This is a genomic window from Nocardioides sp. (assembly GCF_031422975.1).
In the GTDB taxonomy this organism is placed as follows: domain Bacteria; phylum Actinomycetota; class Actinomycetes; order Propionibacteriales; family Nocardioidaceae; genus Nocardioides.
The window spans coordinates 1-16,625 of sequence record NZ_JANPEO010000502.1 but is presented as its reverse complement, the minus strand read 5'-3'; the positions used below and the strand labels follow the sequence as shown (position 1 = coordinate 16,625).

18 protein-coding genes are annotated in these 16,625 nt (G+C 68.8%); 10 read left to right on the top strand and 8 right to left on the bottom strand.

Annotated elements, in window-relative coordinates; translation table 11 throughout:
• Positions 1–171: 171 nt before the first annotated feature.
• Entirely contained in the window at positions 172–495 is a 324-nt protein-coding gene (locus RMO85_RS15020) for a PepSY domain-containing protein (protein ID WP_310529532.1), read from the bottom strand.
• Between the two features lie 131 nt (positions 496–626).
• Between RMO85_RS15020 and RMO85_RS15015 the strand changes: the two genes are divergently transcribed.
• The 3 genes from RMO85_RS15015 to erpA all read left to right on the top strand — a co-directional run bounded on the left by RMO85_RS15015 (position 627) and on the right by erpA (position 2,973).
• On the top strand, positions 627–1,304 hold the full coding sequence (locus RMO85_RS15015) for a response regulator transcription factor (protein WP_310529531.1): 678 nt from the start codon (positions 627–629) through the stop codon (positions 1,302–1,304).
• Positions 1,297–2,526 carry a HAMP domain-containing sensor histidine kinase gene (locus tag RMO85_RS15010; RefSeq protein ID WP_310529530.1) on the top strand — a complete coding sequence of 410 codons (1,230 nt, stop codon included), beginning with the start codon at positions 1,297–1,299 and terminating at the stop codon, positions 2,524–2,526. The genes RMO85_RS15015 and RMO85_RS15010 overlap by 8 nt, the downstream gene beginning before the upstream one ends.
• Before the next feature lie 84 nt (positions 2,527–2,610).
• Complete coding sequence (gene erpA, locus RMO85_RS15005) at positions 2,611–2,973, top strand: iron-sulfur cluster insertion protein ErpA (protein WP_310529529.1); 363 nt, start codon at positions 2,611–2,613, stop codon at positions 2,971–2,973.
• A gap of 66 nt (positions 2,974–3,039) precedes the next feature.
• Here erpA and RMO85_RS15000 read toward each other — a convergent pair whose 3' ends face one another.
• Positions 3,040–3,282 carry a hypothetical protein gene (locus tag RMO85_RS15000; protein ID WP_310529528.1) on the bottom strand — a complete coding sequence of 81 codons (243 nt, stop codon included), beginning with the start codon at positions 3,280–3,282 and terminating at the stop codon, positions 3,040–3,042.
• 108 nt (positions 3,283–3,390) lie between these two features.
• Between RMO85_RS15000 and RMO85_RS14995 the strand changes: the two genes are divergently transcribed.
• Complete coding sequence (locus tag RMO85_RS14995; RefSeq protein ID WP_310529527.1) at positions 3,391–4,377, top strand: carbohydrate kinase family protein; 987 nt, start codon at positions 3,391–3,393, stop codon at positions 4,375–4,377.
• A gap of 1 nt (position 4,378) precedes the next feature.
• Here RMO85_RS14995 and RMO85_RS14990 read toward each other — a convergent pair whose 3' ends face one another.
• Positions 4,379–4,615, bottom strand: a complete 237-nt coding sequence (locus RMO85_RS14990) for a sulfurtransferase TusA family protein (RefSeq protein ID WP_310529526.1) — start codon at positions 4,613–4,615, stop codon at positions 4,379–4,381.
• Positions 4,612–5,709 carry an aminotransferase class V-fold PLP-dependent enzyme gene (locus tag RMO85_RS14985; protein ID WP_310529525.1) on the bottom strand — a complete coding sequence of 366 codons (1,098 nt, stop codon included), beginning with the start codon at positions 5,707–5,709 and terminating at the stop codon, positions 4,612–4,614. The genes RMO85_RS14990 and RMO85_RS14985 overlap by 4 nt, the downstream gene beginning before the upstream one ends.
• 140 nt (positions 5,710–5,849) lie before the next feature.
• Between RMO85_RS14985 and coxB the strand changes: the two genes are divergently transcribed.
• The 5 genes from coxB (at position 5,850) to RMO85_RS14960 (ending at position 11,113) form a co-directional block, all read left to right on the top strand.
• Positions 5,850–6,767 (top strand): cytochrome c oxidase subunit II, encoded by a 918-nt coding sequence (gene coxB, locus RMO85_RS14980; RefSeq protein ID WP_310529524.1) that lies wholly within the window; start codon positions 5,850–5,852, stop codon positions 6,765–6,767.
• Between the two features lie 68 nt (positions 6,768–6,835).
• Positions 6,836–8,515: a cytochrome c oxidase subunit I gene (ctaD, locus tag RMO85_RS14975; protein WP_310529534.1), complete on the top strand. Its 1,680-nt coding sequence runs from the start codon at positions 6,836–6,838 to the stop codon at positions 8,513–8,515.
• Positions 8,512–8,910 carry a cytochrome c oxidase subunit 4 gene (locus RMO85_RS14970; RefSeq protein WP_310529523.1) on the top strand — a complete coding sequence of 133 codons (399 nt, stop codon included), beginning with the start codon at positions 8,512–8,514 and terminating at the stop codon, positions 8,908–8,910. Before ctaD ends, RMO85_RS14970 begins: the two co-directional genes overlap by 4 nt.
• Before the next feature lie 131 nt (positions 8,911–9,041).
• Positions 9,042–10,235, top strand: coding sequence for an Ig-like domain-containing protein (locus RMO85_RS14965; protein WP_310529522.1), 1,194 nt, complete (start codon positions 9,042–9,044; stop codon positions 10,233–10,235).
• 218 nt (positions 10,236–10,453) lie between these two features.
• Positions 10,454–11,113, top strand: coding sequence for a glycosyltransferase family 87 protein (locus RMO85_RS14960; RefSeq protein WP_310529521.1), 660 nt, complete (start codon positions 10,454–10,456; stop codon positions 11,111–11,113).
• Between the two features lie 371 nt (positions 11,114–11,484).
• Here RMO85_RS14960 and RMO85_RS14955 read toward each other — a convergent pair whose 3' ends face one another.
• Genes RMO85_RS14955 through RMO85_RS14940 form a run of 4 tightly spaced genes read right to left on the bottom strand, consistent with a single transcriptional unit; the run spans position 11,485 to position 15,819 of the window.
• A complete protein-coding gene (locus tag RMO85_RS14955; RefSeq protein WP_310529520.1) occupies positions 11,485–13,236 on the bottom strand; it encodes a cytochrome b N-terminal domain-containing protein in 1,752 nt (583 codons plus the stop codon).
• The gene (locus RMO85_RS14950) at positions 13,233–14,300 is read right to left on the bottom strand and encodes a Rieske 2Fe-2S domain-containing protein (RefSeq protein WP_310529519.1); all 1,068 of its coding nucleotides are present in this window, start codon (positions 14,298–14,300) and stop codon (positions 13,233–13,235) included. Before RMO85_RS14950 ends, RMO85_RS14955 begins: the two co-directional genes overlap by 4 nt.
• Positions 14,297–15,184, bottom strand: a complete 888-nt coding sequence (locus RMO85_RS14945) for a c-type cytochrome (RefSeq protein ID WP_310529518.1) — start codon at positions 15,182–15,184, stop codon at positions 14,297–14,299. Before RMO85_RS14945 ends, RMO85_RS14950 begins: the two co-directional genes overlap by 4 nt.
• Before the next feature lie 29 nt (positions 15,185–15,213).
• Entirely contained in the window at positions 15,214–15,819 is a 606-nt protein-coding gene (locus RMO85_RS14940; RefSeq protein ID WP_310529533.1) for a heme-copper oxidase subunit III, read from the bottom strand.
• A 109-nt stretch (positions 15,820–15,928) separates the two neighbouring features.
• Between RMO85_RS14940 and RMO85_RS14935 the strand changes: the two genes are divergently transcribed.
• On the top strand, positions 15,929–16,625 hold a 697-nt coding region (locus RMO85_RS14935), incomplete at its 3' end, for a cytochrome c oxidase assembly protein (RefSeq protein ID WP_310529517.1).

Below are 16,625 nucleotides of genomic sequence, written 5' to 3'. Positions count from 1 at the left end.
GTGGGCTCGCGGGAGATGCGCGCGCTGGGCATCGAGTCGGCCTACTCCCTCGTCGACCTCGTGGGGGTGGAACGGGCGTTCGCCGACCCGTCCGGCTCGCTTGCCGAGCTTGCCGAGCGGACCGCCCGCACCTGGTCGCGCTGACGCGAGCACATGCGGGCGGGGTGACGATCAGTCCGACTCGGACTCGCCGCCGCTCTCGGTCTTGGAGCCGACGACGTGGAAGGCCTCGTCGAGCTGGACGTCGACCTGGTCGCCGTTGGCGAGGGTGACCTCGACCTCGTAGTAGCTCTCCTCGTCGTCAACCTCGGTCTCGGTGACCTTGCCGCCACCGGTCTCGGCCAGGGCGGCCTCGCTCGCCTGCTGGAGGGCAGGACCCTGGATGGCGGTGTCCGACGCGTCGTCGTCACCGGATCCCGCGATCGCCGCTCCTCCGGCTGCGAGCACGAGGGCGGCGGCGGCGGTGGCGGTCAGGGCGATCTTCTTGCGATTCATGGTGTCTCCTCCTGAAGTGCGGACTGTGCGAGCAACACACCCATCGTGCGACGCCGGTGCTGAAGCCACGCTGAACGAGGAGTCAGCCGACATTCAGCGCGCATTCAGGTGAGCCGTGCCACCGTGTGCACATGCGACTTCTGGTGGTCGAGGACGACAAGAGGGTCGCCCGCGCCCTCAAGCGCGGACTCGAAGGCGAGGGCTTCGCCGTGGATGTCGCGTTCACCGGCGAGGACGGGCAATGGCTTGCCGGGGAGAACGCCTACGACGCGATGGTGCTCGACGTGATGCTCCCGGGCCTGGATGGGCTGGAGCTGTGCGCGGCACTGCGCGACGGCGGCAACTGGACCCCCATCTTGATGCTCACGGCGAAGGACGCGCCGGACGACGAGGCGCGTGCGCTCGACGGAGGAGCCGACGACTTCCTCAGCAAGCCCTTCTCCTACGCCGTCCTGGTGGCGCGGCTGCGCGCGTTGCTGCGCCGCGGTGGCGGTGCCCGACCGACCGAGCTGGTCGCCGGGGACCTGAGGCTCGACCCGGCGGCGCACCAGGTGTGGCGCGGGGAGACCGAGGTGCCACTGACCCCACGGCAGTTCTCCCTCCTGGAGTTCTTCATGCGCCGCGCGGGCGAGGTGCTGTCCAAGGCCGAGATCCTCGAGCACGTGTGGGACTTCGCCTTCGACGGTGACCCGAACATCGTGGAGGTCTACGTGCGCCAGCTGCGTCAGCGCGTCGACATCCCCTTCGACCGGGCAGCCCTTCAGACCGTGCGGCTCGCCGGCTATCGATTGGCTGCCGACGGTGGCTGAACCGCGCGCCACGTCCAGACCGCTGCAGTGGCGGCTCACCGCGGTCGCAGCGCTGGTCCTGGCTGCGATCCTGGCCCTGGCTGCGGTCACCATCGTGCTGCTCTTCCAGCGGTCCCTGCTCGCGACGACCGACGAGCTGTCACGCACCCGAGCGCTGGACGTGGCCGCTGCGGTCGAGGGCGATGTGCTCAGCAAGGTCCTCGTCGACGTGGGGGACGACTCCGTGGGGCAGGTCGTCGGTGCGGACGGCCGGGTCCTCGCCGCCTCCGCGAACCTGGGGGACGCGGGCCCGATCACGGACCTCAGACCGGAGGGCGACGAGCCTGCGGCGTACGACCTCAAGGACGTCCGTGACGACGACGAGACGGAGGACTACCGGGTCTGGGCGGTCACCGCCAGCGGACCCGAAGGCGCGGCGGTCGTCTACGTCGGGCACAGCAACGAGGCCCTCGTCGAGACCGTGGCGAGCCTGATGGGTGCGTTGGCGCTGGGCCTGCCGCTCGTGCTCGTCCTTGCGACCGCCCTGCTCTGGACCCTGATCGGTCGCACCCTCCGGCCGGTCGAGGAGGCACACCGGCGACAGCGCGCCTTCGTGGCGGACGCAGCGCACGAGCTGCAGAGTCCCCTGGCGGCATACCGCACCGCCATCGAGGTGGGCCTCGAACATCCAGCATCCACGGACTGGGCGCAGACTGCGCGAGGGCTGCTCGCCGACGGCGACCGGATGGAGCAGCTGGTGCGAGATCTGCTGTTCCTGGCCCGCCAGGACGAGGGACCGGCGACCCCTCGCCTCGTCGACCTCGACGACGTGGTGCTGGAGGAGGCACGACGCCTGCGCGCGAGTGCCCGGGTGGAGATCGACACGTCGGGGGTGAGCGCTGCACCGGTGGCCGGTTCACGCTCCGACCTCGGACGTCTGGTGCGCAACCTGCTGGCCAACGCGGAGCAGCACGCGACGTCGCGGGTCACCGTGAGTCTCACCAGCGACGCCGCAGGCGCCCGCCTGGTGGTCGCCGACGACGGACCCGGCGTTGCGGCCGAGCACCGCGACCGCGTCTTCGACCGGTTCTTCCGCGGAGACGAGTCACGGGCCCACGAGACCGGCAGCACGGGGCTCGGACTGGCGATCGTGCGCGCCGTGGCCGGACGGCACGGTGGTACGGCGACCCTCGAGGAGACCTCACCGGGTGCCACCTTCGTGGTGCAGCTGCCGTCGCGGTGACGCCTGGTCGGGAGGCGGGGGAATAACCGAGGATGTGCGACCATTGAGCCAGGCAACCGCCCGACAATCTTTTTGGGAGCACCCATGACCGAGCAGCTCGAGACGACCACCGACCGCCGCACCGACCAGATCAACCTGAGCGATGTCGCCGCGTCCAAGGTCAAGAGCCTCCTCGAGCAGGAGGGTCGCGACGACCTGGCCCTGCGCATCTCCGTGCAGCCCGGTGGCTGCTCCGGCCTGCGCTACCAGCTCTTCTTCGACGAGCGCACCCTTGACGGCGACGTCACCACGGACTTCGACGGCGTCACCGTTGTCGTCGACCGGATGAGCGTCCCCTACCTCAACGGCGCACAGATCGACTTCGTCGACTCGATCGAGAAGCAGGGCTTCACGATCGACAACCCCAACTCCACGGGTTCGTGCGCGTGTGGAGACTCGTTCCACTGATCTGACGTACGAAGGCCCCCGTCCAGTGGACGGGGGCCTTCGCCATGTCTCGACACCTCGGAGGGTTCAGTCGAGATGCAGGTGGAGCGCGTTCGCGATGCGGGCGGCGGCGTCACTCACCTTGATCTCGCGCTTGGGGACGTCGCGGGGGAAGTCCTCGAAGTGGATGCTCGGCGGGGTGCTCACCGCGGCGCGGGCGATGCGACCGAGGCGGAGGTTCGTGCCGGTGGCACGGCAGTCGGCTGCCATCTCCGGTGCCGGCGAGAGCTCGTCGTGGACCAGGTGGGAGGCAGGAGTGCGAGGGGTCATGCGTCCGACGCTAACGGCTACTCGCGCGTAGCCCGCTCCGTACCGATCGGTAGGTTCCGGGCGTTGCTTCGATGCGGGCCCAGCCGGGCTCGCGGGTACTGTTCCGCCGTGCCTCTTCTCATCGCCGGATCCATTGCGACCGACCATCTGATGTCCTTCCCGGGCAAGTTCTCCGACAGCCTGGTCGTCGACGAGCTCGACAAGCTGTCGGTCTCCTTCCTCGTCGAGGACCTCGAGGTGCGACGTGGTGGCTGCGCCGCCAACATCTGCTTCGGCCTCGGCAACCTCGGCCTGACGCCGGTCCTCGTGGGCGCTGTCGGCGAGGACTTCGCCGAGTACCGCGCCTGGCTCGAGCGCCACAACGTCGACTGCGACTCCGTGCACGTCTCGCAGACCCGGCACACGGCTCGCTTCGTCTGCACCAACGACAACTCCCACGCGCAGATCGCCAGCTTCTACGCCGGCGCCATGAGCGAGGCCCGCGAGATCGAGCTCAAGCCCATCGTCGACCGTGTCGGCGCCCCGGACTACGTGCTGATCGGCCCGGACGACCCGCAGGGCATGCTCCGCCACACCGACGAGTGCCGCCAGCGCGGCTACAAGTTCGTCGCCGACCCGTCGCAACAGCTCGCCTTCGGCGACGGCGAGATGATCCGCCCGCTGATCGACGGCGCCGAGATCCTCTTCTCCAACGAGTACGAGGCCAAGCTGATCACCCAGAAGACCGGCTGGTCGGCCGACGAGGTCCTCTCGCGCGTCGGCACCTGGGTCGTCACGCTGGGCGCCGACGGTGTCCGCATCGACCGCCAGGGCGACGCATCGATCACCGTCGCCGCGGTTCCCGAGATCAAGAAGGTGGAGCCGACCGGCGTCGGCGACGCCTTTCGGGCCGGCTTCCTCGCGGCGCTCGACTGGGGCCTGTCCCACGAGCGTGCGGCCCAGCTCGGCTGCCTGCTCGCGGTCTACGTCGTGGAGCAGGTCGGCACCCAGGAGTACGTCCTGTCCCGGGCGGACCTCCTGGCGCGCTGCACCTCGACGTACGGCGCCGACGCGACCGCGGACTTCGAGCCGCACCTCAGGACGCTGCACCCCTGAGCTACGACACGCGGCGCACCAGATAGCGAGGTGTGCCGTCGGTGGCCGTGTCCTCGCCGGCGTACTCCTGCCCGCGCAGGCGACACCACGCCGGTACGTCGACGCGTGCCGCCACGTCGTGGGCGGCGACGCCGATGAGCTGACCCACCTCGACGTCCATCCGGTGCTTGGCGAGCTCTATGATCGGCAGCGGGCAGCGCAGCTCTCGGCAGTCGAGCTCGAGCACCGGGTCGGTCACAGCCCGACCCGCGCCCGCAGCTCGCGAACCACCTCGGGCAGCACGTCGCAGAACGCGTCGACCTGCTCGCGCGTGGCATCGCGCTGCAGCGACAGCCGCACGTTGCCGTGGGTCAGCACGCCCATCGCCTCCAGCACGTGACTCGGCGCGAGCGTCGAGGACGTGCACGCCGACCCGCTCGCGATCGCGAACCCGCGCCGGTCCAGCTCCAGGACCAGTGCCTCCCCGTCGACGTAGAGGCAGGAGAACGTGACGAGGTGGGGGAGTCGGGCCTCCGGGGCACCCACGACCTCGACGTCGGGCACCTCGGTCGCGACCCGGGCGCGCACGACGGCGATCAGCTCGTGCTGTCGGGCGTTGACCTCGTCGCGTTCGGCGACGACGGCCTGGAGGGACGCGGCTGCCGCGAGGACGGCCGGCACGTTCTCGAAGCCGGACGTGCGCTCGTCGACGCGGTCGTCAGCCGGGAACGGGTTGCGCCAGCGGGCGCCCTTGCGCACGAGCAGCACCCCGACGCCGGCCGGCCCGCCCCACTTGTGCGCCGAGCCGGCCGCGACCGCCCAGCCGCCGGGGAGGGGCAGCCGGCCCATCGACGCGCACGCGTCCATGAACACCGGTGCGTCGGTCTGCTCACCGACCGCGTCCACGGGCTGGAGGGTGCCGACCTCGTGGTTGGCGCTCTGGACGGCGACCACCGCAGCCAGCGACGGGACGTCGGCGAGCACGACCTGGCCGAGGGGGTCGACCCTGATCGACCGGGGAGTGCCGCCCCAGCGAGCCGCGTGCAGGACGGCGGAGTGCTCGACGGCCGTGTGCGCGACCGGCAGCCCGTCGCGCAACCCGCGGTAGGCCACCCCCAGCAGTCCGCGGTGCACCGCCTCGGTGCCGGTGGCCGTGAAGGACACCTCGTCGGGTCGTACGGCGAGTGCGTCGGCGGTGGCCTCGCGCGCGTTGTCGAGCAGCAGCCGGGCGTCCCGGGCGCTTCCGTGCAGGCGTCGCGGGTCGGCATACCCCCGATCGAGCGCGGCCAGGAAGGCGTCGCGCGCCGCCGGGTGCAGGGGCGTCGACGAGGCGGCGTCGAGATCCGTGCTCACGCGCCCGAACGTAGACCATCCCCGGTCATCGGTGCCCACGCGATCGCGTGCCGCGCGACACCCGACCCGCCACCGACACCCCGCGGCAATCACGATAGTCTTGGCAGGTGTCGAGACTGGACCTAGAGAGAGGCTCGTTCGTGGGTCTGCAACTCCCCAAACGGGCAGCCGTACCGGTACGTCGGCTTGCCTCGGGCGCGCTCCTCGCAGCGACCCTGCTCTTCCTGACCTCATGCGCCGCTGCCGACAGGGACCAGATCGCGCGCCTGGCGATGCCCGAGCCGATCACCGAGCAGGGGCCCTACACCTTTGAGCTGTGGAAGTGGGCCTGGGTGGCCGCGATGGTCACCGGCGTCATCGTCTGGGGCCTGATCTTCTGGGTCGTGGTGAAGTTCCGCCGTCGCAGCGACGACGAGATCCCCGTGCAGACGCGCTACAACCTGCCGCTCGAGATCTTCTACACCGTGGCGCCGATCATGATGGTCATCGTCTTCTTCTACTGGACCGTCAACGTCCAGAACAAGCTGATCGAGCTCGACCCCGAGCCGGACGTGACCATCGAGGTCGTCGGCCAGCAGTGGCAGTGGACGTTCAACCACGGTGTCGGCCCGGCGACCGGGCCTGCGACGCCCAACTACACCGACAACGACTTCCGCTACGACGACTACGTCTACACCGTGGGCGACGGCGCCAACAGGCCGACGCTGGTGCTACCGGTCGACGAGACGATCCAGTTCAACCTGCACTCGCCCGACGTCATCCACGACTTCGGCATCGACTCCTTCTTGATGAAGATGGACGTCGTCCCCGGCCGGATCAACAAGTTCCAGGCCACGCCGACCGTCATCGGCGACTACCGGGGCAAGTGCTTCGAGCTCTGCGGTGTCGACCACTCGCGGATGCTGTTCAACGTGAAGGTCGTCAGCCAGGCCGACTACGACGCCTACCTCGCCGACCTGGCCGCGCAGGGCTTCGAGTCCGACACTCCGCTGCTCGGCGGCGCCAACGTGCGCACGCAGGCCGGCCTCGACACCGATCCCGAAGGGGGCCAGGAGTGAGCACCGCTTCTGCCGCAACGCCCGCCACGCCCGCGGGCAAGACGCTGGGCCAGCAACTGGTCCGGATCATGACGACCACGGACCACAAGCTGATCGGGAAGATGTATCTCATCACCTCGTTCGCCTGGTTCATGGTCGGTGGCCTAATGGCCATGCTGATCCGCTCCGAGCTGGCGTTCCCGGGCAACCAGGTCGTCAACGACGAGCTCTACAACCAGCTCTTCACCATGCACGGCACGATCATGCTGCTGCTGTTCGCGACGCCGCTGTTCTTCGGTTTCGGCAACGTGATCATGCCGCTGCAGATCGGTTCGCCCGACGTGGCGTTCCCGCGGCTGAACATGTTCAGCTACTGGCTGTTCCTCTTCGGCGGCCTCATCGCCGCCTCCGGCTTCCTGACCCCGGCCGGTGCCGCCGACTTCGGCTGGTTCGCCTACACGCCGCTCTCCGACGCGGTGCGCTCGCCCGGCGTCGGTGGTGACCTGTGGATCATGGGTCTGTGGATGGCCGGTCTCGGCACCATCCTCGGTGCCGTCAACTTCATCACCACCATCATCTGCATGCGCGCTCCCGGCATGACCATGTTCCGGATGCCGATCTTCGTGTGGAACACGTTGATCACCTCGCTGCTCGTGCTGATCGCCTTCCCGATCCTGGCCGGCGCTCTGCTGTCGCTCGAGGCCGACCGGCTCTTCGGCGCCCACGTCTTCGATCCCGTGCACGGCGGGCCGATCCTGTGGCAACACCTGTTCTGGTTCTTCGGGCACCCAGAGGTGTACATCATCGCGCTGCCCTTCTTCGGCATCGTCTCCGAGATCTTGCCGGTCTTCAGCCGCAAGCCGTTGTTCGGCTACGTCGGCCTCGTCGGCGCCACGCTCGGCATCGCGATCCTCTCGGTCGCCGTGTGGGCGCACCACATGTTCGTCACGGGCGCCGTGGATCTACCGTTCTTCTCCGGCATGACCTTCCTCATCGCCGTACCCACCGGGGTCAAGTTCTTCAACTGGATCGGCACGATGTGGGGGGGATCTCTGTCCTTCGACACCCCCATGCTGTGGTCGATCGGCTTCTTGACGACCTTCCTCTTCGGTGGTCTGACGGGCGTCATCCTGGCCAGCCCGCCGCTCGACTTCCACGTCTCCGACTCCTACTTCGTGGTCGCGCACTTCCACTACGTCGTCTTCGGCACGGTGGTGTTCGCGATGTTCGCCGGCTTCTACTACTGGTGGCCCAAGATGACGGGTCGGATGCTCAACGAGCGGCTGGGCAAGCTGCACTTCTGGCTGCTCTTCATCGGCTTCCACACCACGTTCCTCGTCCAGCACTGGCTGGGTGTCGAGGGGATGCCGCGTCGGTACGCCGACTACCTGCCCGAGGACGGATTCACCACGCTCAACCAGGTGTCCACGATCGGCGCATTCCTGCTCGGTGCCTCGACGCTGCCGTTCCTCTACAACGTCTTCATCTCGCGCAAGGCACCGTTGGTCAACGTCGACGACCCCTGGGGCTGGGGCCGCTCTCTCGAGTGGGCCACCAGCTGCCCGCCGCCGCGCCACAACTTCGTGTCCATCCCGCGCATCCGTTCCGAGTCGCCGGCCTTCGACCTGCACCACCCGGAGATCGCGATGCTCGAGCTGGACGAGAACGACGCCGAGCGCCGCGGTGAGTTCGCCGACGCGCCCGACGTGGAGGGACGCGAAGAGATGCTCACCGACCGCATCGACGAGACCGAGGGAGACATCCGATGAAGAACGAAGCCTGGCTTTTCGTCATCTGCACGGTCTTCCTCGTCCTGGTCACGCCGGCCTACTGGCTGATCTCGGGTGACTGGACCGGCACGTCGGCCCTGACCATGACCACCCTCCTGACCCTGATGGTCTCGCTGTACCTCGGCGTGCACGCCGCGCGGATGGACCCGCGTCCCGAGGACCGCAAGGACGGCGAGATCGCCGACGGCGCCGGCGAGCTGGGCTTCTTCCCGCCCTACTCGTGGTGGCCGCTGTGGTGCGCGATGGCCCTCGGCACCGTCGTCTTCGCGACCGCGATGGCCGCCTGGTGGCTGTTCATCATCGGGGGCATCATCGGCATGGTGACGCTCAGTGGCTGGATCTTCGAGTACTACCGCGGAGAGCACGCGCACTGACCCTCGCCCCTGTCGTGCGGCGGCGCACGGTGACGCCCTGCACGTCCGGACAGCGTCCACGACTGGGTCGAGCCGCCTGCCCGGGGTTAGGCTGAAGATCGTTCCGCATGATCTTCACGGGGGTAGTACGCATGACTGCACGTCTTCGCATGGTCGGGGCAACCGTGGTGCTCGCGGCGTCGCTCGCCGCCTGTACCGCGGTGGGCGGCAACGACGGCGTGACCAGCGCGTCCGGCTCGGCGAGTGAGTCCGAGCAGGCAGCCCCGGTGCCGCCGGTCCGGATCACCGCCAGTGCGGCAGACCTGCGCGCCGTACCCATCGCCGAACCGCTGCGCATCAGGGCAGCCGGCGGCACCCTGGACGCCGTCTCGGTGACGGCGAGCGACGGCACCCGCCTCGACGGGGACGCCAACGCCGGCGCGTGGGTGCTCTCGTCCCGGCTCGAGCCCGGCACCGACTACGTCGCCCGCGCCAAGACCGTGCGCAGCGACGGCGAGGCGGTGACCAAGGTGCTGCGCTTCCACACCGTGGACCTCACCCTGGACCAGCAGGCCTACCCGTCGGTGGCGCCGCTCGCCGGGGAGACGGTCGGCGTCGGGATGCCGGTCATCGTCACGTTCGACCTCCCGGTGACCGACAAGGCCGCCTTCGAGCGGCACATGTCGGTCACCAGCACCCCCGCCCAGGCGGGCGCCTGGCACTGGTTCAACGACTACGAGGTGCGCTACCGCCCCAGGACCTACTGGCAGGCCGGCTCGGACGTCTCCGTCGACCTCGACCTCAACTCGATCCCGGCGGGCAACGGCATCTACGGCCAGGAGAGCCGGACCGTCGACTTCCACGTCGGCGACGCCAACGTCTACAAGGTCAACGCCCAGACGCACCAGATGCAGGTCTACTCCAACGGTGGCCTCCTCCGGACCATCCCGATCACCACCGGCAAGGCGGGGTTCACGACCCGCTCGGGCACCAAGGTGATCATCGAGAAGTTCGCCGAGAAGCGGATGAACTCCGAGACCGTCGGCATCTCCAGTGACGACCCCGAGGCCTACGACATCGACGACGTGAAGTGGGCGATGCGGGTCACGTTCACCGGCGAGTTCATCCACGCCGCGCCCTGGTCGGTCGGCTCGCAGGGCTATGCCAACGTCTCCCACGGCTGCACCGGCATGTCGACCGAGAACGCCGCCTGGCTCTATGCCATGTCCAAGCGCGGGGACGTCGTCGAATACACCGGCACGGACCGGTGGATGACCCTGGAGAACGGGTACGGCGACTGGAACGCCGACTTCGCGACGTACAAGTCGGGTTCGGCGCTCTCCTGAGCGGCAGCCGGCACGTGGGGGCGATGCGCGAGGACCGGATCGGCCAAAGGCCGGACCCGCGCGGCCGCGGCGTTAGCTGATGCTCGCGTGACACAGGGGGACCGACCGGCGCCGAGCGCCCAAGCGCTCGACGCTCGACCACCCCGCTCGCGCCGCGCCGGCCTGCGAGACGGTGGCCAGGGCTGTGGGCGGTTGCCCTCTAAGCGTTCTGGGTCGTCGTGTGGCAGATCATCCCGCTGGGGGGCCTGGGCTACGACTCGCACGCCTACTGGCTGGCCGCCAGATCGGACCACCCCTACCTACAGGCCCCCGGTGACCAGGACGCCTACCTGTACTCCCCGTTCTTCCTGCAGCTGATCAGCCCCCTCTCGTGGCTCCCGTGGCGCGGGTTCATGGCGGTATGGGTCGTCATCGAGGCCGCGTGCCTCGTCTGGCTGACCGGGCCGATGCGCTGGCGCTGGCGAGCGCCCGTGCTGATGCTGTGTGCGCTGGAGATCGCGATGGGCAACATCATCGGGCTCCTCGGCGTCATGATGGTGCTGGGTCTGCGACGACCTGGGGTCTGGGCGTTCGGGGTCCTCACCAAGATCACCCCCGGCGCGATGGGAGTGATCTGGTTCGCGGCGCGACGGGAGTGGGCCGCCGTCGCCCGGTTGGTCGGATGGACCTCCTGCCTGACCCTCGTGTCGTACGCACTCAGTCCCGGGCTTTGGCAGGAGTGGCTGCACTTCCTGATGGACACGTCCGACGGAGAGGCGATGATCACCCGGGTGCGAGGCTCGTCGCCGCTGTCCTCGTGGTCGCCGTGGGCGCGCGTCGTGATGCCGCATGGACGCTGCCGGTGGGGGTGCTGCTGGGTCTTCCCCACTTCGGGCTGACGGTGAAGGACCTCGCCCTGCTCGCCGCGATCCCGATGCTCCTGCAGGCCAGGCGCGCGACGCTGCTGCCCCGCCCGACCCGTACGCCGGTGTGACGCGCCGACCCCGTGCCGATCGGCTTGGGCAGACAGCTCCCTGACTGGGTGCGGCCCTCGTGGCGGCCGGCTGACGCCCGGGACGTCCGACGTCCTGGTTGCCCTGGCTGCCGCGTTGTCGGACGTGCCGGGTGACGTCCGACGTGCTGGTTGCCCCGGCCGCCATCGCGCGCCACCACGGGAGCCGTCGGTGCCGCAGGGACAAGGCTCCCGGAGACGAGCGACGCCCCGGACTCCCGAAGGAGTCCGGGGCGTCGATGCCCGAAGCGCTGCCGACTAGTGTCCGCGCAGCGGCGCTTCGTCGACCGTGTGGTCGCTGTGCCCGTCGAACTGATGTCCGTCGGCCGGGTGGTCGAGCCCCGCCTCCAGCGCGTGCTCGTGCTCGGCGTGCTGGTGCGCAGCCGCGAGCTCCTCGGTGGTGGGCTTCTGCACGTTGTGGCCGTACATCTTCTCGGAGAGCCTGGCCCGCAGCGCCTGGACCCGGGAGCCCGGAGCCACGACGCCGTTCGCGTCGGTGTCGCTGTCGACGGTGTGGATCTCGTCGCGCTCACGCGCCGTGAGGGTGTAGGCCGACGCCTCGCTGATCGGCAGGTGCCGCTCGGCGTAGCCGCCCTCGGTGGAGCGCATGATGATGCCGGTCTCGTAGCCGTGGAGCAGCTTGTCGTTGTCGTGACGCTGCAGCGAGATGCACCAGCGTCGGGTCACGAAGAAGGCGATCGCAGGCCCCACGAAGACCGCCACCCGCATGAAGTAGGTGATGTTGTTGATGCTCGAGTGGAACGTGATGGCGATGATGTCGTTGCCGCCGGCGGCCCAGGCGAGGCCGTAGAACGTCATCAGGGACACCATCACCGCCGTGCGGGTCGGCGCGTTGCGCGGGCGCTGGAGCAGGTGGTGCTCGCGCTTGTCGCCGGTGATCCAGCCCTCGATGAACGGCAGCAGGATCAGCACGATCAGCATCGTCGGCGGCACGATCAGGATGGGGAGCATGACGTTCCACGAGATCGTGTAGCCGAAGATGACCGACTCCCAGCCGGGCATGATCCGCAGCAGGCCGTCGGGCCAGCCCATGTACCAGTCGGGCTGCGAGCCCGCGGTCACCTTGGTCGGGTCGTAGGGGCCGAACTTCCACACCGGGTTGATGGACAGCAGGCCACCCATGATCGCGGTGACGCCGAAGACGATGAAGAAGAACCCGCCGGCCTTGGCGGCGTACACGGGCAGCATCGGGAAGCCGACGACGTTCTGCTCGGTGCGTCCGGGACCGGGCCACTGGGTGTGCTTGTGGTAGACGAGCAGCAGCATGTGGGCAGCGATCAGGCCGAGCAGGATGCCGGGGATCAGCAGCACGTGGATGATGTAGAGCCGCGGGATGATCGCGTCGCCGGGGAACTCGCCGCCGAACAGGAAGAACGACATGTAGCTGCCCAGGACCGGGGTGGCCTTCAAGAAGCCGTCCGCGGCGCGGACGCCGGTGCCCGAGAGCAGGTCGTCGGGCAGCGAGTAGCCGGTGAAGCCCTCAAGGGTGCCGAGCAGCAGCAGGAGGCAGCCGATCACCCAGTTGACCTCGCGCGGCTTGCGGAACGCGCCGGTGAAGGCGACGCGCAGCAGGTGCACCATCATCGAGGCGACGAAGAGCATGGCCGCCCAGTGGTGCATCTGACGCATCAGGAGGCCGCCGCGGACGTCGAAGGAGATGTCGAGCGTGGAGGCCATGGCCTCCGACATCGGGATGCCGCGGAGCTGGTCGTAGGACCCCTCGTAGTGGACCTCGCCCATGCTGGGGGTGAACCACAGCGAGAGGAACACGCCGGTGAGCAGCAGCACCACGAAGCTCCACAGGGCGATCTCGCCCAACATGAAGGACCAGTGGTCGGGGAAGACCTTGCGGAGGTTCTTGCGGGCAGCAGTGGCGAGGCCGAGGCGATCGTCTGCCCAGCCGGCCACGCCGCCGACCTTGGACGGCTTCGCGGGTGTCGCGGCCTTGGCCGCGTTGGAGCTCGCGACCTTGCTCGTGTCGAGACTCATTGCTTCTCACGCTCCCAGTAACTGGCGCCGACGGGCTCGTCGAAGCCGGCCTGTGCAATCAGGTAGCCCTCCTCGTCGACTGCCAGGGGCAGCTGGGGGAGGGGGCGGTGTGCGGGTCCGAAGATGACCTTGGCGCCATCGGCCAGGTCGAACGTGGACTGGTGGCACGGGCAGAGCACGTGGTGGGTGGTCCGCTCGTACAGGGAGATCGGGCAACCGACGTGGGTGCAGATCTTGGAGTAGCAGATGACGCCGTCGACGGTCCAGTTGTCCCGGCCGTCGGCGGGCTTGATCTCCTCGGGCTCCATCTTGACGATGATGATCGCGCCCTTGGCCTTCTGCACCTGGAGCGCGACCCCCTCGATCTCGGGGTAGCCGTTGGCCTCGGTCGGGAACAGCGCCTCGGGCGCGGCGTTGACCAGGTCACCGATCTCCAGCTCTGAGGCCTTGATCGGGGTCCCGACGACGTCGCGGACGAGCCGCATGCCCTTCTTCCAGATCGTGTGCTGGAGTCCGAGCCCCTTCTCCGCGTCGGCGACCTGGGCGTTGCTCGGGCCGAGGTCGCGCAGGAGCACGACCGCGGGCAGACCCAGCATGGCCATCGAGCCGAGGAGCGTGTTGCGCACCAGCGGGCGGCGGCCGATGCCGGACTCCTCGAGGCCCAGCGAGAGCGCCTCGAGGGTGGCCTCGCGGTCCTCCTCGGTGGAGGACGCGGGGTGGCGAAGCTCCGAGATCTCGTGGTCACCCATCAGCTTGCGGGCCCACTGGATGATGCCGATGCCGATGAACAGCATGGCGCCGCCGAGGGCGAGGCCGAGTGCGACGGTGGAGGCACCGAGCCCGATGAAGGTGTCGAAGTTGTCACCGATCTCGAGGGCGAAGTAGGCGACCACGAACAGGACCGCGCACACCATCGAGAGGCCGAACATCCCGGCGACCTGGCGCTCCGCGCGCTTCGCGGCGCGCTCGTCGAGGTCGGTGGGACGCCACTGGTGCGCCGGCAGGCCGGGGTTGGTGATCGGCTCTTCCACGACGGCGAGCGTGTGGTCGTGCGAGTCGGTCATGCCTCTGCCCCTTCTTCGATCGGCTGGGTCTTCGTGCTGCGGGTGGTGTGGGCGGCAATCCAGACGGCGAAGCCGACGAGTCCACCGATGCCCAGGACCCAGGCGAACAGGCCCTCGGAGACGGGGCCGAGGCCACCCATCCCGAAGCCGCCGTACTCGGGCGACTCCTGGATGCTGTTGAGGTAGGCGATCACGTCACGCTTCTCGTCGGGGGACAGGTTGCCGTTGCTGAAGGTGGGCATGGCCTGCGGACCGGTGAGCAGGGCCTCGTAGATGTACTTGCCCTCGACTCCATGCAGGGACGGCGCGTAGCCGCCCCGCGGCATCGCGCCACCGGAGCCGTTGAAGTTGTGGCAGGCGGTGCAGTTGGTCAGGAAGATCTGGCCACCGCGGACGATGGCCTCCTCGCGCTCCGCCTCGGAGAGTCCGTCGATCGAGTAGTCCTGCTCGGTCGGCACGGCCGGACCGGGCGCCAGCGCTGCGACGTACGCCGCCAGCGCAGCGATCTCCTCGGCGTCGTAGACCACCGTCTTGCGCGGGGCCTGCTGTCCGGGCTGGGCCAAGGGCATGCGGCCGGTGCCGACCTGGAAGTCGACAGCGGCCGCGCCGACGCCGACGAGCGAGGGGCCCTTCTGGTAGCCCTCGCGGACCGTGGAGATGCCCTCTCCGTTCTGCCCGTGACAGGAGGCGCAGCCGACCAGGAAGAGCTTGCGGCCCTCCGCGACGAGCTCGGTGTCGCTCTGGGCCTTCTGGGCCTGGGCCGGGGCGAAGACGGTGTAGAGGCCACCGGTCATGAGCAGGCCGAGCAGGAGCACAGCCAGACCCGCTACGGGGCCGCGGCGGTGACGGGAGATCCGACCTGCGGAGCGGTTCAACAAACGCACAGTGAGTCCTAGCTGTCCGGGTCGGGGGGCTACTTGATGAGGTAGATCGTGGCGAACAGCCCGATCCAGACGACATCGACGAAGTGCCAGTAATAGGACACGACGATGGCGGTCACGGCCTGCTCGTGGGTGAAGCGACGTGCGAGGTAGGTGCGTCCGAGGACGAAGAGGAAGGCGATCAGCCCCCCGGTCACATGGATGCCGTGGAAGCCCGTCGTGAGGTAGAACATCGTGCCGTAGGCGGAGCTCGGGATGGTCACGCCCTCCTGGATCAGCGCGGCGTACTCCAGCGCCTGGCCGCCGATGAAGACGGCACCCATGACGTAGGTGAGGATGAACCACTCACGCAGGCCCCAGCCGCTGACCTTGAAGACCGAGCCGGCGCGCCCGACCTGACCGCGCTCCGCGGCGAAGACACCGAGCTGGCAGGTCACCGACGACAGCACCAGCACCACGGTGTTGGCCGTCGAGAACGGGACGTTGAGCAGCTGCGTCTCCTGCGCCCACAGGTCGGGGCTCACCGCGCGAATGGTGAAATAGGAGGCGAAGAGGGCCGCGAAGAACATCAGCTCACTGGAGAGCCAGATGATCGTGCCCACGCTGACCATGCTCGGTCGATCGTGGTGCCCGTGCAGCCGGGATGCCGGAATCGTCGCTTGTGCTGTCGCCACGTGTCCATTATGTCGGTAGCTGCCTCGGAGACCACCCCGGCCCCCTCACATTGGCTGTCATATTGTTCACACCGTGGCGAGTGCAGCGTGGGTGAGCGATCCCTTCCTTCCCAGGTTCACGCTCGGACGGGTGTTCACCGACTGGGGAATCGATCCGGTGCCGTTCCTCCTGACCGTCTGGATCGCCGGCCTCTACCTCGTCGGGGTCGCGGTGTTGCGGCGTCGGGGTGATGCCTGGCCGATCGGTCGCACGCTCGCGTTCGTGGTCGCGGGCATGGGTTCGTTCTTCTTCGCGACCGCCTCGGGGATCGGCCGCTACGACACGACGCTGCTCAGCGTGCACATGGTCCAGCACATGATCTTGTCGATGGTCGTCCCGCTCTCCCTGGCGCTCGGCGCGCCCGTCACGCTCGCCCTGCGAACCCTGCCGGCGCGGCCGCGGCGCTGGCTGCTCGGGATACTCCACTCGCGAGTGGTGAAGGTGCTGTCGTTCCCGCCGCTGACCCTGATGCTCTACATCGTCTCGCCGTGGGCGCTCTACTTCTCGGGTTGGTACGCCGCAACGCTGGCCTCACCCCTCGTGCACGAGCTCATGCACGTCCACCTCGTCACCGTCGGCGCCCTGTTCTTCTGGCCGCTGGTGGGCATCGACCCGCTGCCCGGCCGGGTCGGCTACCCGTTCCGGGTGCTGCTGACCGTGCTCACACTGCCGTTCCACGCGTTCCTCGGCGTGACGATCATGGGCCAGACGACGCTGATCGGCGGCGCGC

Coding starts and splice junctions, on each gene's coding strand:
- RMO85_RS14965 (WP_310529522.1), top strand. CDS start 9,042: ATGACTGCACGTCTTCGCATGGTCGGGGCAACCGTGGTGCTCGCGGCG.
- RMO85_RS14970 (WP_310529523.1), top strand. CDS start 8,512: ATGAAGAACGAAGCCTGGCTTTTCGTCATCTGCACGGTCTTCCTCGTC.
- erpA (WP_310529529.1), top strand. CDS start 2,611: ATGACCGAGCAGCTCGAGACGACCACCGACCGCCGCACCGACCAGATC.
- RMO85_RS14950 (WP_310529519.1), bottom strand. CDS start 14,300: ATGACCGACTCGCACGACCACACGCTCGCCGTCGTGGAAGAGCCGATC.
- RMO85_RS15000 (WP_310529528.1), bottom strand. CDS start 3,282: ATGACCCCTCGCACTCCTGCCTCCCACCTGGTCCACGACGAGCTCTCG.
- RMO85_RS14955 (WP_310529520.1), bottom strand. CDS start 13,236: ATGAGTCTCGACACGAGCAAGGTCGCGAGCTCCAACGCGGCCAAGGCC.
- ctaD (WP_310529534.1), top strand. CDS start 6,836: ATGACGACCACGGACCACAAGCTGATCGGGAAGATGTATCTCATCACC.
- RMO85_RS15015 (WP_310529531.1), top strand. CDS start 627: ATGCGACTTCTGGTGGTCGAGGACGACAAGAGGGTCGCCCGCGCCCTC.
- RMO85_RS15020 (WP_310529532.1), bottom strand. CDS start 495: ATGAATCGCAAGAAGATCGCCCTGACCGCCACCGCCGCCGCCGCCCTC.